The organism is Embleya sp. NPDC005575 (genome assembly GCF_040605455.1).
In the GTDB taxonomy this organism is placed as follows: domain Bacteria; phylum Actinomycetota; class Actinomycetes; order Streptomycetales; family Streptomycetaceae; genus Embleya.
The window spans coordinates 14,678-29,952 of the sequence record NZ_JBEXCV010000110.1; the positions used below are offsets into that span (position 1 = coordinate 14,678).

The 15,275-nt window shown below is 72.3% G+C and carries 13 protein-coding genes and 1 pseudogene; 9 read left to right on the top strand and 5 right to left on the bottom strand.

The features are described 5' to 3' along the window. Nucleotides 1–46: 46 nt before the first annotated feature. Nucleotides 47–1,096 carry an aldo/keto reductase gene (locus ABZS54_RS29640; protein WP_355542713.1) on the bottom strand — a complete coding sequence of 350 codons (1,050 nt, stop codon included), beginning with the start codon at nt 1,094–1,096 and terminating at the stop codon, nt 47–49. A gap of 216 nt (nt 1,097–1,312) precedes the next feature. Between ABZS54_RS29640 and ABZS54_RS29645 the strand changes: the two genes are divergently transcribed. From ABZS54_RS29645 to ABZS54_RS29665, 5 genes are all read left to right on the top strand, one after another. Further along, nucleotides 1,313–1,804, top strand: coding sequence for a MerR family transcriptional regulator (locus tag ABZS54_RS29645; RefSeq protein WP_355542716.1), 492 nt, complete (start codon nt 1,313–1,315; stop codon nt 1,802–1,804). 138 nt (nt 1,805–1,942) lie between these two features. Then, the gene (locus ABZS54_RS29650; protein WP_355542719.1) at nt 1,943–2,569 is read left to right on the top strand and encodes a TetR/AcrR family transcriptional regulator; all 627 of its coding nucleotides are present in this window, start codon (nt 1,943–1,945) and stop codon (nt 2,567–2,569) included. Then, entirely contained in the window at nt 2,547–3,278 is a 732-nt protein-coding gene (locus tag ABZS54_RS29655) for a hypothetical protein (RefSeq protein ID WP_355542722.1), read from the top strand. The genes ABZS54_RS29650 and ABZS54_RS29655 overlap by 23 nt, the downstream gene beginning before the upstream one ends. A gap of 280 nt (nt 3,279–3,558) precedes the next feature. After that, nucleotides 3,559–4,344 carry a DeoR/GlpR family DNA-binding transcription regulator gene (locus tag ABZS54_RS29660; RefSeq protein WP_355542725.1) on the top strand — a complete coding sequence of 262 codons (786 nt, stop codon included), beginning with the start codon at nt 3,559–3,561 and terminating at the stop codon, nt 4,342–4,344. A 109-nt stretch (nt 4,345–4,453) separates the two neighbouring features. Beyond that, nucleotides 4,454–5,128: an NUDIX domain-containing protein gene (locus tag ABZS54_RS29665; RefSeq protein WP_355542728.1), complete on the top strand. Its 675-nt coding sequence runs from the start codon at nt 4,454–4,456 to the stop codon at nt 5,126–5,128. 284 nt (nt 5,129–5,412) lie between these two features. Here the strand turns inward: ABZS54_RS29665 and ABZS54_RS29670 are convergent, their stop codons facing one another. Together ABZS54_RS29670 and ABZS54_RS29675 are read right to left on the bottom strand one after the other, a co-directional pair. Continuing rightward, a complete protein-coding gene (locus ABZS54_RS29670) occupies nt 5,413–5,877 on the bottom strand; it encodes a hypothetical protein (protein ID WP_355542731.1) in 465 nt (154 codons plus the stop codon). 178 nt (nt 5,878–6,055) lie between these two features. Next, nucleotides 6,056–6,673 (bottom strand): TetR/AcrR family transcriptional regulator, encoded by a 618-nt coding sequence (locus tag ABZS54_RS29675; RefSeq protein WP_355542734.1) that lies wholly within the window; start codon nt 6,671–6,673, stop codon nt 6,056–6,058. A 100-nt stretch (nt 6,674–6,773) separates the two neighbouring features. On the opposite strand from ABZS54_RS29675, the gene ABZS54_RS29680 reads away from it, so the two are divergent. Further along, a complete protein-coding gene (locus tag ABZS54_RS29680; protein ID WP_355542737.1) occupies nt 6,774–7,721 on the top strand; it encodes an NAD-dependent epimerase/dehydratase family protein in 948 nt (315 codons plus the stop codon). 164 nt (nt 7,722–7,885) lie between these two features. On the opposite strand, the gene ABZS54_RS29685 is transcribed toward ABZS54_RS29680, so the two are convergent. Next, complete coding sequence (locus tag ABZS54_RS29685) at nt 7,886–8,569, bottom strand: class F sortase (protein WP_355542740.1); 684 nt, start codon at nt 8,567–8,569, stop codon at nt 7,886–7,888. Continuing rightward, nucleotides 8,556–9,197, bottom strand: a complete 642-nt coding sequence (locus ABZS54_RS29690) for a hypothetical protein (RefSeq protein WP_355542755.1) — start codon at nt 9,195–9,197, stop codon at nt 8,556–8,558. The genes ABZS54_RS29685 and ABZS54_RS29690 overlap by 14 nt, the downstream gene beginning before the upstream one ends. 406 nt (nt 9,198–9,603) lie before the next feature. On the opposite strand from ABZS54_RS29690, the gene ABZS54_RS29695 reads away from it, so the two are divergent. From ABZS54_RS29695 to ABZS54_RS29705, 3 genes and pseudogenes are all read left to right on the top strand, one after another. Then, entirely contained in the window at nt 9,604–12,132 is a 2,529-nt protein-coding gene (locus ABZS54_RS29695) for a SpoIIE family protein phosphatase (protein ID WP_355542743.1), read from the top strand. Between the two features lie 19 nt (nt 12,133–12,151). Then, complete coding sequence (locus ABZS54_RS29700) at nt 12,152–14,308, top strand: SpoIIE family protein phosphatase (RefSeq protein ID WP_355542747.1); 2,157 nt, start codon at nt 12,152–12,154, stop codon at nt 14,306–14,308. Nucleotides 14,309–14,389: 81 nt separating this feature from the next. Beyond that, nucleotides 14,390–15,109, top strand: a pseudogene (locus ABZS54_RS29705) (IclR family transcriptional regulator); the annotation flags it as partial. Nucleotides 15,110–15,275 lie beyond the last annotated feature (166 nt).

The window sequence follows — 15,275 nt, forward strand, 5'->3', positions numbered from 1 at the left end:
GTCGACCCCGCGGCCGCAAGAGCGGGCACGGCGGACGTAAGGCCGGTCAGCCCGCCGCGCGGTCGGCGAGTGGGCGGCGGCGCAGGGCGCTTCGGGCCAGTGCCGGGTGGGTCCACGCGCCGTCCGGGTGGTACACATTCGTACCCGGCGCGACGATCGTGTCGATGCGGTCGAGCGCCGCGTCGTCCAGGGTGAGCGTCGCGCCCTTCACCAACGCTTCGAGCTGTTCCATCGTGCGCGGCCCGATGATGACCGAGGTGACCGCCGGGTGCGCCGTCGGGAAGGCGACCGCGAGTTCGGGCAGCGTGCAGCCGATCTCCTCGGTCAATTCGACCAGTTGCTCGACGATGTCGAGCTTGGCCGCGTTCACGGGCAGTGCCGGGTCGAAGCGCCCGGGATTGAGCCCGGCCCGACCGGACGTCAGGTCGATCGGGCCGCCCTTGCGGTACTTGCCGGTGAGAAACCCGGACGCCAGCGGGCTCCAGGTCAGCACACCCATGCCGAGCCGCTCGCACACCGGTAGCAACGAGCCCTCGATGCCCCGAGCCAGGATCGAGTAGGGCGGCTGCTCGGTCCGGAACCGATGCAGCCCACGACGCTCGGCCACGTGATGGGCCTCGACCACATCCTCGGCCGGGAACGTCGAGCAGCCGAACGCGCGGATCTTGCCCTGCCGCACCAGGTCGGTCAGGACGGAAAGGGTCTCCTCGACGTCGGTCGACTCGTCCGGGCGATGGATCTGGTACAGGTCGATCCAGTCGGTCCGCAACCGCCGCAGGCTGTCCTCGACCGCCGTGGTGATCCAACGCCGCGAATTGCCGCCCCGGTTGATGCCTTCGCCCATCGGGAAGTGCACCTTGGTCGCCAGGACCACGTCGTCACGCCGTCCTTCCAGGGCCTTGCCGACGATCTCCTCGGACTCGCCGGCCGAGTACATGTCGGCTGTGTCGACGAAGTTGATCCCCTGGTCCAACGCGGCGTGCACGATCCGAGCGCAGTCGTCGTGGTCGGGATTGCCGACCGCCCCGAACATCATCGTGCCGAGGGCCTGCACGCTGACCTGGATGCCGGTGCGGCCGAGAGTGCGGTAGCGCATGGTCGTGCTCCTTGTGTGCTTGCGGGCGGGTGCCCACGGCCTGACGACCGTGCGGCCGGACGGGCGATCCGCGGTACCACCGCGCCGAGCATCGGCCGCGCGGATTCGGGTGGGTCTACCGCCATGGGTGCACCCGGGCTCCCGGACGCGGAAGCGTTCCCGACCGGAAATCTACGAGCTGGACTCGACTCCAGGTCAAGTCCCATCCTGAGACCCGTGACCGACACCCACGAGGACCTGACCATCGGCCAGGTCGCCACCCGCACCGGCCTGAGTATCGACACCCTGCGCTTCTACGAACGCGAGGGCATCCTGGCCAATCCGGTCCGCCGCAACACGGCGGGCCGACGCGTGTACGCCGAACACGACATCGCCTGGCTCAACATGTGCATGATCCTGCGCGGCTCAGGCATGCCCATCCCCGCCATCCGTCATTACACCGAACTGGCCCGTGCCGGCGAAGGCACCGAACGCGAACGCCTGGCCATCCTCCGCGAACACCAGTCCCGCATAGCCGCCCAGATCGACCAGCTCCACAAGTGCCTCGACCTGATCGGTTACAAGGTGGGCGTCTACGAGGACTACCTCGCCGAAACCGAAACCGAACCCGAGACCGAGACCGAGACCGAGACCGAGACCGAGACCGAGCACGACATGGGGGCCACGACCGAAGTCGGGGTCGGGACGGAAGCCGAACCGAGGTCGTGACCAAGACCGAACCCGACCTGCCCGACATCCCGACGCCGTGACCCCCGCTCCACCCCCGGCAAACCCACCACACCCCGCCAAGCCCGGCTGCTATTCTTCGATTGAGCAATCAGTCATCGAATCGAGAGGCCGCACGCAGTGCCCCGCACCGTGGATCCCGACCGCACCGCCCAGCGGCGCGAAGCGATCACGCTCGCCGCCGCCAGGCTCTTCGCGAAGCAGGGGTTCGAGCCGACGACCGTCGCGGACATCGCTCGCGCGGCCGGTCTCAGTGCGGCGAGCGTCTTCTACTACTTCGCGGACAAGCGGGCCGTGTTCCGCGCCGTGTTCGAACAAGACCTGCCGCTGTCCCACGAACGGATCGCCCGCTTCGCCGCCGCCGAACACCCCACCGAGGCGATCGTCGAACTCGTCACCGAACTCGCCGCCGACGCCCGCGACCCGAGCGCGGCCGGCCTGTTGGTGGAGCTGCTGCGCCAGGTCGACCGGGATCCCGAGCTGGTCGACGTGGTCACCCGAACCGAGGCGGTCGTTCGAGACGGCCTGGCCGGCCTGATCGCCCGGGGCATCGCCGACGGGACCATCGACGCGGCACTGGATCCGAACGAGGCGGCCGGGTGGATCCAGACCGTGGTCGACGCCGTGTACCTGGGCGCCGCCCCCGATCGGGATGCCACGCCCGCGCTGCGCCGCACCGTCGCGCGATACCTGGCGCCCGCGCCGGACGAGACAAGGGGAGAACATGGGCAGCCCTGCGGCGCATGAGCAGGCCGTCACGATCCGGATGCCGTCGGTGTGGCTCTGGCTGATCGGAGTCGGCACCACGCTGCTCGGCCTCGGCGCCGGGTTCGCGGTCGCGCCGTTCGTGGACCTGCTGATCGACCTGGTCGGCTCCGCACCCGGCCCGCTCCGCACGGCCGCGCGGCTGCCGACGCACTGGGCCGTACCGACCACGACCGTGCTCGGCGCGGGCCTCGGCGCCTGGATGGTCATGGACGCTCGGCGGGAGAGCCCGGTGGTCACCGTGGCCGAGGACCACGTCGCGATCCACCGGGACGGCTCCGGGCTGCATGTGGGTCGGGACCGGATCGGCGCGGTCTTCACCGACGGCCGGGACCTGGTCGCCCTCGACCCGAGCGAGACCGAACTCGCCCGGGTCCACGCGAGCGATCTGCCCACCGCACACCTGCGCGACGCCTTCGCCCGGTTCGACTACCCGTGGCGGGGCACCACCGACCCGCGCGAGACGGAGTTCACCACCTGGGTGGACGGCACCCCCGATCTCGACGAGGCCGCGCACACCCTGCTGCGCGCCCGCAAGCGGGCCCTGACCGACAAGCGGGCCGGCGCGGCCGAGGAGGCGCTGGAGGGGTTGCGCGGGCTGGGCATCGCCGTCCGCGACCGCAAGGGAGCCCAGCAGTACCGCCCACGCCGACCCGACCCGCGCGGCACCGAAGGCGCCGCCGAGCGGTAGGCCGCCGACGCCCGCCTGCCGTTCCCACCGCCTCCTGCCGAGACGTTCGAGCACCAGGGCCATGCCCGGATACCGCCGCCGACCGTGCCCCGCACCCCACAGCGCCCGGACCTCATCGACGTCCGCGCGCTGGGAGAGCGCGAGCTCACCGGCCCCGGCCGCCGGCGCAGCGCGTCGGCGGGTTCGCAGCGCGAGCGTCACGGGCCCGCCGGCGGATCGCCGGCCACCCCGGACGAACACAGGGATGTTCAATCGCACACAAGCATGTTAGAAATGGCGCATGGACGTCGCCGCCCGCTTGGACCTGACCCTTCGCCTGGTGCAGGGCTCCGAGCGCATCCCGGTCTCGGAACTCGCCCGGCGTCTGGGCGTCTCGGAGATGACCGTGCGCCGGGACTTGGACACGCTGGAGCGCCAGGGTCTGGTGCGCCGGGTGCACGGTGCCGCGATCGCCGCCCGCGCCCGCGAGGACGGAGCCGGATTCGCCGCGCGCGAGCCGTGGCAGGCGGCGACGAAGGATCGACTGGGCGCGGCCGTGGCCGGCCTGGTCGAACCGGGCTCGCGGGTGCTGCTGGACGCGGGTACCACCACGGTGCACGTCGCGAACCACCTGGCCGCGCGGGCTCCGCTGACCGTCGCGGTGCTCAGCCTGCAGGCCGCGGTACGGCTCGCCGACCGACCCGGGATCGAACTGCTCGTCGTCGGCGGGCGCTCCCGTCCCGGCGAGCACTCCCTGGTCGGCCCGCTGGCCCTGGGCACCCTGGAGTCGCTGGCCTTCGACTGCTTCGTGATGTCCATCGGCGGCGTGCACGCCGAGCACGGCTGGTCGGAATTCGATCTGGACGACGCGGCCGTCAAGCAGGTCGGGCTCGTCCGCGCCACCCGCACGATCGTGGTCGCGGACGCCACCAAGCTGGGCGTCCGCGCCTTCGGTCGGGTCGCCGCGTTGGGCGCGGTGGACGACTTCGTCACCGACCACGCCGCCGCCGACGCCGCGACCCACCCGAACGGGCCGCGCACATTGGCTGCCCTGGACAAGGCCGGTGTGCACACCGTCCTGGGCTGACCGGCCCGACCCACACCCCGGCGCCGGATCGCCCGGCCGCCCGACCACCGATCCGAGGAGCCACCGTGATGACCGCCGTCCACCCCACCTCCGACGTCCCGCTCGCCCGATGACCGAGGGCATCGACATCCCCGACCGCCGCGGCCGCACCGGCCTGGACCGGTACGGCCGCGACCTGACCGGCAATCCCGGGGTGCGGATCCGCGACGTCGAGGTGCTGTCCTGCGACTGGTACGTGCTGCGCAAGACCACCTTCGACTACCGGCACGCCGACGGGCACTGGAGTCGCGAGCAGCGGGAGAACTACGACCGGGGCGACGGGGCCACGATCCTGCTCTACGACACCGATCGCCGAACGGTGCTGCTCACCCGCCAGTTCCGCCTGCCCGCGTACGTCAACGGCCACCCCGACGGGCTCCTCGTGGAAACGGCCGCCGGGCTGCTGGACGGCGACAGCCCGGAGGAGGCGATCCGACGGGAGGCGGCCGAGGAGACCGGGCACCGGGTCGGCTGTCCCGAGCACGTCTTCGACGTCTACATGAGCCCCGGCTCGGTCACCGAGCGCCTGCACTTCTTCGCGGCTCCCTACGGCCCGTGGAGCGCCGCCGGCGAGGGCGGTGGCGTCGCCGCCGAGGGCGAGGACATCAGCACTCTGGAACTGCCCTTCGCCGAGGCGCTCGCAATGATCCGGGACGGCTCCATCGCCGACGCGAAGACCATCATGCTGCTCCAGTGGGCCGCCCTGGACGGCCCGTTCCGGCCGGCCGCCACCGACCGGAACTGACCGCTTCCACACAGCGGTTGCCCACCGGCCACGGCCCACGGCCCACGGCCCACGGCCCACCGTCCGCCCGATCCGCTCGCAAAGGCGTCCGGCGAGCCGCCCAGGCCGCCCCCACCATCGAGCGCTACCGACCGAAAAATCGACGTGCTCACAGGAGGTTTCTCCTTCGTAAGTGCCGGATCTTCACACGGGTACGAAGGAGCTGACGGCGGCGCCCGGCTGCGGGGCGGTCGTCAAGACATGGTTCCACCTTGGCGATCGGGGGTCCGGATCGACGGCGGTGGTCAGGCCACGTCCCGCAACAGGCGCCCGGCGTACACGTCGCTCACGTGGCCCTGAAGGTGTGCCCAGACCGCGACGGAGCACGGGAACTCGCCGTCCCGGTAGGCGATGAACACGGTCTCCTCGCGCCGGAACAACCCGTGTTCGGCGTCCTGCGGCTCGGGCCAGTCGCGGACCACGGCCGCGGCGTGCTCGGGGTCGACGCAGCGCAGCGGGACCACCGCGAGTCGCGCGTATTCGCGCGGCACGGTGTGTGCGATGACCTGGACGTCGCTCATGTGCCGACCGAAGGCACGCAGGTGATCGCCGCGCTCCCAGGGCCTGTTCGAGGCCCAGGTTCCGCACGAGCAGGCCGCGCGCGTGGCGACGAAGCCGAGTGCGGCGTGGTTGCCGGGGTAGGTGGTGAACTCGATCCGGTGCCGGTCGAGGCGAACCAGCGGGTCCTGGGTGTAGTTCGGCATGCTCATGAGGGTTCCCCCGAGGTGTTGTCGCGTGGTATGGCACGAGCGTAGGCAAGCGCACCGACAACGGCGACCAAATTTCCGCGTCACCCCGTCCCCGGGGCCTCCCGGCACGACGTCGCCCCGGCCCCCGCCTCATTCGGGCGCGATGTCACCCGGTCCGGCGCCGCACTCCGAGGTACCGTCACCCCGGCACGGCGGCCCACGTCACCGCGCGATGGCCCCGACAGGCCGCCTCCAGCGCGATCCGCCACCGGTGGTCGGCCTGTTCCCCCTCGCCCAGCGCGCCGCGCAGTTCCAGACTGGCCAGCCCGTGCACCAGCGCGCTCAGGTGGGTGGCTATGTCGTCCGGGTCGGTCGGCGCGAACCGGCCGCAGGCCACGCAGCGGGCGACGGCCCGCACCAGGGTGTCGAACGTGCCCCGGATCCGGGCCAGATCCGCCTCGCTCGGGAGGAAGTCGGCGATCGGCCGGCCGAACATCAGGTCGTAGCGATGCGGGTTCGCACGCGCCGCGGCCCGGTAGGCGTAGCCCAGCGCGAGCAGGTCGGCCTCCGGGTCGCCGTCGACCGGCACGTCGGCGAACCGCTCCTCCAGGGCCGCGAATCCGTCCAGGAACATCGCTCGCAGCAGCCCGGCCTTGTCCTGAAAGAGGTTGTACACGGCGGTCGTCGAGGTGCCCACTTCGTGCGCGACGCGCCGGGTGCTCAACGCCTGCGGGCCCTCCTGCGCAAGCAACCGCCCGGCTGCCTCCAGCAACTCCCGGCGGAGTTCGTCCCAATCGCGCGTGCGTGGCCTTCCCATGTTGACAACAGTACCGCAACGCTGTTTCATAACACCGTATCCAAAATCACCCTCCCGGGTCGGGACCCGCACCGCAGGGAGGACCGCCTCGGGAGTCCTCATGTCCACTGGATCCGATCTGCACGTGGTTCTCGGCGCCGGCGGCGCGGTCGGCGGTGCCGTCGTCGACGAACTCGTCGCACGCGGCCGGCGGGTGCGCGCGGTCAACCGCAGCGGCGCACCGACCGTGCCCGACGGCGTCGAGGTCCACCGGGGCGACATCACCACGGCCGACGGAGCCGGCGCGGCCTGCGCCGGCGGCGCGGTGGTCTACCACTGCGCGGCCCCGGCCTACACCCGGTGGGCGAGCGAGTTCCCGCCGATGACCGACGCGATCCGCCGGGGCGCGGCAGCGGCCGGCGCCAAGCTGGTGTTCGCGGACAACCTGTACATGTACGGACCGGTGAGCGCGCCGATGACCGAGGACATGCCCTATGCGGCCGGTTTTCCCAAGGGCCGGGTGCGAGCCGAGATGGCCCGGTCGCTGCTGGCCGCGCACGAGGCCGGCGAGCTGCGGGTGGCGCTCGGCCGGGCGTCCGACTACTACGGTCCCCGAGGGGTGAACAGCACCGTCGGCGAGACCGTGTTCGGCGCGGCGGTCCAGGGCAGGGTCGCCCGCTGGGTGGGGCCGTTGGACCAGCCGCACTCGTTCAGCTATCTGCCCGACTTCGCCAGGGGACTCGTGGTGCTCGGCGAGGACGCCCGCGCGGACGGGCACGCGTGGCACATTCCCACCGCCGAGCCGGTGACCGGACGACAGTTCCTGGACCTGCTCTTCGCGGAGTTGGGCCGCCCGGACAAGTCCGCCGCGGTGGGCCACACCCTCCAGCGCGTGCTCGGCCTGGTGAATCCGACCGTGCGCGCCCTGGGCGAGACCTGGTATCAGCGAGACCGCCCGTTCGTGGTCGACGCCGGCCGGTTCACCGAGACCTTCGGCCCGCTCCCCGCGACCGCGCACGCCGAGGCGATCGCGGCCACGGTCGCCTGGTTCCGGGGCGCGCACGCCTGAACCGACCGCATCCAGCCCGCCACGTTTCGCCGACATCGACCACCACCGAAGGGCCCCGGGCGGGCCGGATCCGGCGCGAACCGGACCCGGACCCACCGGGTGTACACCCCCCGCGCCGATCCCGTCCCGCGCGAAGGCGGGTACGGGTCGGCATCGCGGATGGGTCAAGCAGCCCTCCGGCTGCCCGTCAGATGCGCGAAGACGACTACATTCGCGGCGTATCCGGTGTGCTTGTCGTATCGCCCACCACAGGTGATCACCCGCAACTCCGCGGCTTTGGTCGCCCCGTAGACCACGTCGTCGGGAAAGGCGTCCTTCGGATAGGACCGGACCGCGTCGATCGTGAAGACCGCCGTCCGGCGGTCCCGCCGCTGCACCTCGATCCGGTCGCCCACCCGGAGCAGACCCAGCTTGAAGAACACGGCCGGGCCCGAGCGGGTGTCCGCGTGGCCGACGGCGATCGCGTTTCCGCGGGCGCCGGGGGCGACGCCGTCGCGATACCAGCCGACCAGGTTCTTGTCGCCCACCGGCGGGGTGGCCAGCCGCCGGTCCGGGCCGGTGCCGAGGGTGCTCATCGGCGCGTTCACGCCGATCGCCGGGATCCTGATCCGGGTCGGCGCCGACGTCGTCAGCGGCGCGGCGTCCACCCGGTGCGTTGCGTCGTTCGGGACCCGGGCATGGGCCGGCGCCTCGGCCGCGGCGGGAACCGGCGGCCGCTCGACCGTGCCGTCCCCAAAACCGTGCTGGACCAGCCACAGCCCGACGGCGACTGCCAACGCGGTCGCCCCGACCGAGAACGGGCCTGAGCGACGCGTGCGCTGCGCCGGCGCGGGCTCAGCTCGTCCCATCGCCCGTAGCACGACGACGACGAGCGAGGTAGAAGCCGAAGCCACCGAGCGCCGCGCCCGCGACCAGCACGCCGGCCGTCACCTCACCCGCGTCGACGTGCGAACCGCCGCCGCCACCGCCGGCGTTGACGCTGCCCGCCGGCCGGCCGGCCGTGGCCCCGGTGCTGCCACCGGTGCTGCCACCACCGCCGACCGTACCGGCGTGACAATCGACCCTGAAGACCTTCTGCTTGCCGGCCCCCTGCTCGCCCTCGAAGGTCCACACCAGCTTGTACTGCCCGTTGGGCAACGACAGGTTCGGGGTGTGACCGGTCCCGCCCACGAGGGTGATGGTCCCGCCCAGCACGGCCCCGTCGCTGTTCGCCGGCTGCGCGGCGATCGTGTAGGTGACCGACTGGAGCATGTCGAAGTTGAACGCGGCCAGGTTGAACAGGCACACCTTGGGTTCGTTGTTCCGGTCCGTCGGCGACGTGGTGCTCATGTGCACCTTCACATCGCCGTTGTCCCCCGGCGCCATCGGCAGCGCGTGCGCCATGCCGATACCGGCGATCGTTGCGGCACCCAGCGCGATCGCCGCGACGGTCGGCCGCCGGGTTCGGGTGGACGGACTGTGGCACGGGGATGGCATCACGATGGGCGCTCCACGAAGAGGGCGAATGAAGGCGGTCGCATCACCTGAAGATTGGACATTTCGACGGTGCCTCGCCGGCCCGTCGCCACACCGGCGACACACACCGCCCCGCCTCGAATTCACCCATATGTCGCACTACGCTACAAAAGACATTATTCGCCCGAAGTACGGACCGGGGTGGTCGACATCTCGGACACCCCGCAGGGCGATATGCCGGATCCGCTTGTCGATTCGCCGGTTTGACATCGGGTCCGGGCAGGCGTAATCCGAGACATATGTGCGCGCAAGCAGCGGAGCGGCCGCCGCGCCGCACGGTACGAAGACGCCCGGTGTCCGGACGTGGGTGGCGCCCATGACCGGCGTGGCGCCCGGGTCCGGTGCCGGGCCCGGTCCCCTTCGTGCGGTGCGAGGCGAGGCCGACATCGACCAGGAACGCGACGCGATGCTGGCCGACTGCTCCGCGTGCCTGGACAGCGCGGTGCGGGGCACCGGCGCCTACGCCGGGGTGGTCTACCTGCGCTCACCCGATCGGCGTTCGCTGGTTTTGGCCAAGGTCGCCGGATTGGCACTGTCCCTGCTCGGGCCGTGGAGCCGGGTCCCGGTGACCGGCGCGCTGCCCGCCCCGGAGGCATACCGCACCGGCCGCACCGTCTTCCTCTCCGACGACGGCGACACCATGCGGCGCTTCCCGCAGCTGGCCCTGGGCATGCCGTACGCCTACGCGTCCGCCTCGGCACCGGTGCGCGCGGGCAGCGAGACGTTCGGCGTGGTGTGTGTGATGTGGCCCGCCTCCCCGGGACGCGGCCTGCCCCCTTCGCGGCGGCGCAGTCTGCGTGCGGCGGCCCAGCGGCTGGGCAACGCGCTCGGCGAACGGGTCGCCCGCGGCGCCCCCGTGGACTACGACGGCCCGCCCACGGTGACCCTGCTGCCCGCGAACACCTTCCCGCTGATCCGGGTGGGCCTGTTCGACTGGAACGTGGCCACCGGCGACTTCCACGCGGACGAGGAGTTGTGCGAACTGTTCGGTGTCGACCCGGCCGGGTTCGATCGCCGGGCGACGACCCTGGCCGCCCGGGTGATCTCCGGCGGCGGGCAGGAGTTCCGCGCCGCCGCGCGGCAGGCGGTGGCGACCGGCCGGGTGCTCGCCTGGCGGCTCCAGGTGGCCGGGCCCGACGGTGCCGGCCGGCCGCTGGAGGTGTGGGGCCGGGTTCCGCACGAGGAGTCCGGCGACCGCTCACGGCACTTGGTGGGCGCGGTGCTGGACCTGGGCACCGGGGCCGCCGCCGCGGAGGCGGTGGAGCGGCTGCGCGACGGCGTCTTCTCGCTCGACCCGGGAGGTCGGATCACCTACGCCAGCCGCAACCTGGCGGACCTGCTCGGCGTGCGGCTGGAGGACGTGCTGGGCCGGACCCCGTGGGAGGCTCTGCCGTGGCTTGCCGACCCGTCCTACGAGGACCGCTACCGGGCGGCGATGCTCTCCCAACAGCCCGGCTCCTTCCTGGCCCGCACCCCGCGCGACCGCTGGCTGGCGTTCTCGCTCTACCCCGACCCCTACGGGCTGACCGGCAAGGTGGTCCCGGTGGGCGCGCCGCCCGGCGCCGGCGGTCCCGCGGCCGAAGCCGACACCGGCCGCACCAGTCCCGAACCGCCCCGGCTCGGGGCGATCTATCACGTGCTCCAGATGGCCGGCGCGCTCACCGAGGCCGTGTCGGTCGGCGAGGTGTGCGAGGTGGTCGCCGACCAGATCCTGCCCGCGTTCGGCGGCCGGGAGCTGGCGATCTACGTCGTTCGGGACAAACGCTTCTTCCTGGCCCTACAGACCGGCTACCCCGAGGGATTCCTGGACCGTTTCGAGGGCGTCCCGCTGGACGCCTCGCTGCCCGGCGTCGAGGCGCTCACCCGGGGCGTGCCGATCTTCTTCGAGTCGGCGGAGGATCTGGCGACGGCGTATCCGGGCATAGCGCTCGACGAGATGTCCGCGTGGGCGTTCCTGCCCCTGATCGCCTCGGACCGATCGGTGGGCAGCTGCATCCTCGGCTTCGACCGGAACCACGTGTTCACCCCGGAGGAGCGCTCGGTGCTCACCGCGCTCAGCGGCCTGATCGCCCAGGCACTGGAACGGGCCCGGCTCTACGACACGGAATTCGCCCTCGCACGCGGCCTGCAGCACGCGCTGCTCCCGCACCGACTGCCGAACCTGCCCGACCTGGAGGTGGTGGCCCGCTACCTGCCGGGTACCCAGGGCATGGAGATCGGCGGCGACTGGTACGACGTGATCGACACCGGGCGCGGGATCGCCCTGGTGATCGGCGACGTCGAGGGGCACAGCGTGGCCGCCGCCGGCACCATGGGCCAACTGCGGAGCGCCGTGCGGGCATTCGCCACCGGCGGACAGCGCCCCGACGAGGTGGTGCGATGCACCAACCGGCTGCTCGCCGACCTGGATCCGGGCCTGTTCGCCAGTTGCTGCTACATCGAGTTGGACCCGGTCACCGGCACGGCCGAGGCGGTTCGCGCGGGCCACCCGCCACCGCTGCTGCGCGATCCGGACGGACGGACCCGGGTGCTCGAAGTGGCCGGCGGCACCCTGCTCGGGGTCGACCCGGCCACCGAGTATCCGGTGACCCGTTTGGCCCTGGATGTGGGCTCGGTCCTGGCCCTGTACACCGACGGCCTCGTCGAGGAGGCCGGCGCCGACCTGGACCGGGGCATCGACCGGATGCGCGCATCGTTGTCGAAGGCTCCCGACGCCGGCCTGGCCGAGCTCGCGGACCGGATGTTGCGCGACGCGGGCCGATTGACCGAGCGGGCCGACGACGTGGCCGTACTGCTGACTCGGCGGCCGGCGGCCGGTCCCGCTCCGCCGGAGCCCGCCGGACCGGCGCCCCTCGGCGGATCTGCGCCGAGCGGCAAACGCGCGACCATGGAATGAGGAGGAACAGGAGGGCTCGATGGGCACACCCAACACCGGCGGTGCCGACCACGCCGGTGCCGACACGTCCTCCGTGCCCTGGGGTGCGGACCGGGCGATGCTCGACCATCTGCTCAACCGGGCACCCATCGGCATGGCGGTGGTCGACCGCGACCTGCGCTGCGTGTGGCTGAACGACCAGCTCGAACACAGCGGCGGGATCCCGCGTGCGCTGCGGCTGGGACGGCGGCTCTCCGAGGTGCTGCCCGGTCTGCCGGCCGAGACCATCGAGACGCTGATGCGCGAGGTGTTGGAGACCGGGAACCCGCTGATCGACCACGAGTACCAGGGCCGCACCGCGAGCGACCCGGACCACGTGCACGCGTACTCCACCTCGTTCTTCCGGCTGGACGACAGCACGGGAGCGCCGGCGGGGGTGTGCTACCTCGTCATCGACGTCACCGACCGCTGGCGGGCCCGGCAGCGGCTCGCGCTGCTGAGCGACATCGGGGCCCGGATCGGCACCACCTTGGACGTCGCGCGCACGGCGCAGGAACTCGCCGACGTCGCGGTCCCCGACCTGGCCGACTTCGCCGCGGTCGACCTGCTGGAACCGGTGCTCGGCGGGGTCGAGCCCGCGCCCGGCCCGGTCCACCGGGACAACCCGGAGCTGATCCGGCTCGGGCAGCGCTCGGCGCGCGAGGGCCGGAACAGTGTGGCGGGCGGCGACCTGGCCGAGTCGATCGCCAGCATCGGCGAGCCCGCCCCGGTCGCCCCCAACTCCCCCGGCGCACGCTGCCTGGTCGACGGCAAGGCGGTCCTGGAACCGGTCCTGGACCCGGTGATCCTGCCCTGGCTGGCCGAGGACAAGGTGTCCTCGGAACGCACCCGCACGGTGGGCCTGCACTCGATGATGGTGGTCCCGATCCGGGCCCGCGGCACCATCCTGGGCGTGGCGCACTTCTTCCGCCGGGACACCCCGGACCCGTTCGAGGGCGACGACCTGATCCTGGCCGAGGAGTTCGTTTCGCGCGCTGCGGTGTCCATCGACAACGCGCGCCGCTTCACCCACGAGCACACCGCCGCGCTGGCCCTGCAACGCAGCCTGCTGCCGCACGGACTGCCCCGGCAGACCGCGGTCGAGGTGGTCAGTCGCTACCTGCCCGCCGACGACCGGACCGGGGTCGGCGGCGACTGGTTCGACGTGATCCCGTTGTCCGGCGCCCGGGTCGCGCTGGTGGTCGGCGACGTGGCGGGACACGGCACCCACGCCGCGGCCACGATGGGCCGGCTGCGCGCGTCCGTGCACACCCTGGCCGACCTGGACATGCCGCCGGACGAGTTGCTCGCCCATCTCGACGACCTGGTCATCCGGTTCGTCGACGAGGAGGGCACCGGTGAGGGCGGCGTGGACACCACCGCGCTGGGCGCCAGCTGCCTGTACGCGGTGTACGACCCGGTCAGCCGGTTGTGCACGTTCGCCCGCGCCGGGCACCCGCCGCCGGCCCTGGTGCGCCCCGGTGGCGCGGTGGAGTTCCTCGACCTGCCCGCCGGACCGCCGCTGGGCCTGGGCGGCCTGCCGTTCGAGTCGGCCGAGTTCGAACTGCCCGAGGGCAGCCTGCTGGTGCTCTACACCGACGGCCTGGTCGAGACGCGCGATCGGGACGTGGACTTCGGGATGGACCGGCTGCGCGTCTCGCTCGCCGAGCCGGACCGGCCCCTGGACGAGCTGTGCCACTCGGTCCTGGCCACATTGGCGCACAATCCGCCACCGGACGACGTGGCCATGCTGATCGCCCGCACCCGCACCCTGGACTCCTCGAAGGTGGTCTCCTGGGACCTGCCCGCCGACCCGGCGATCGTGGCCGAGGCCCGCACACTGGTCGGCCGACAACTCGCCGAGTGGGGTCTGGACGACATCACGTTCACCACCGAGCTGGTGATCAGCGAACTGGTCACCAACGCGATCAGGTACGCGTCCGGGCCGATCCGGCTGCGGCTGATCCGCGACGCCACGCTGATCTGCGAGGTATCCGACGCCACCAGCACCAGCCCCCGGCTGCGCCACGCGCGCACCTCGGACGAGGGCGGGCGCGGGTTGTTCCTGGTCGCCCAGTTCACCCAGCGCTGGGGCACTCGCTACACGGGCGACGGCAAGACGATCTGGGCGGAGCAGTTGTTGCCGGGACCGATGTGAGCCGAGCGGCGCCGCGGGCCTCCTCCGCGCCGAAGGTCGCGCTCCGTCGCTTCGCCCGCAGGCCCTGCTACGGTGTTTCGCATGTCAGGAACCATCCCCCGCGAAACAGGAAGTGCCCAAGGATATCGCGGGCGCAACTCCACCGCGGACCGCGCCTTGGACATCCTCCTGCTGTTCGGCGACGACCGACTCGCGCTGTCCGCGAACCAGGTCGCCGAGCACCTGGGTGTCGCCCGCTCCACCGCGTACCGCTATCTGCAGAGCCTGACCTCCAACGGGTTCCTGGAGGAGAACGACGGCGGCTCCGGATTTCGGCTCGGGCCCCGGGTGTTGGACCTGGCCCGGCTGGCCCGCAAGGGGGTCGGACTGTCCGACCTGGCCCGTCCGGTGATGCGCACCCTGGCCCGTGCGGTCGGCCAGCCGGTGCTGTTGACCCGTCGGGCCGGCGACGCGGTGGTCTGCCTCGAACGCGAGGAGGCCGTGCACACGTTGCGGCTGTCCTACGAGCGCGGACAGGTGCTGCCGGTCAACGCCGGCGCGGCCGCGCTGACCCTGCTGGCCTGGGCCGACGCCGCCGAGCTCGACCGTCTGCTGGCCCGCCCGATCCCCCGCTACACCGACGCCACCGTGACCGACCCCGAGCGGCTGCGCGCGCGACTGGCCGAGATCCGCGCCCGGGGCCACGCGGTGGCGCGCGGCGAACTCGACCCGGACGTGCTCGGCATCGCCGCCCCGGTGCGCCGCGAGAACGGTGACGTCGTGGCGGCCGTGAGCATCGCGGCGCTGTCCCACCGGGTGCCCGACGAGCAGGTACCGGACTACGTGGCGGCGGTGGTCGCCTCGGCCACCGAACTGTCCGTCCAGGTGGCCCGGATGGGCTGTGGGCCACCGCGGACGAGTCGCGTGAAGACATCCTTGGGCTGTATCACCGGGCGTGGGAGCACTCCAACAGCACGATCGCGACGCT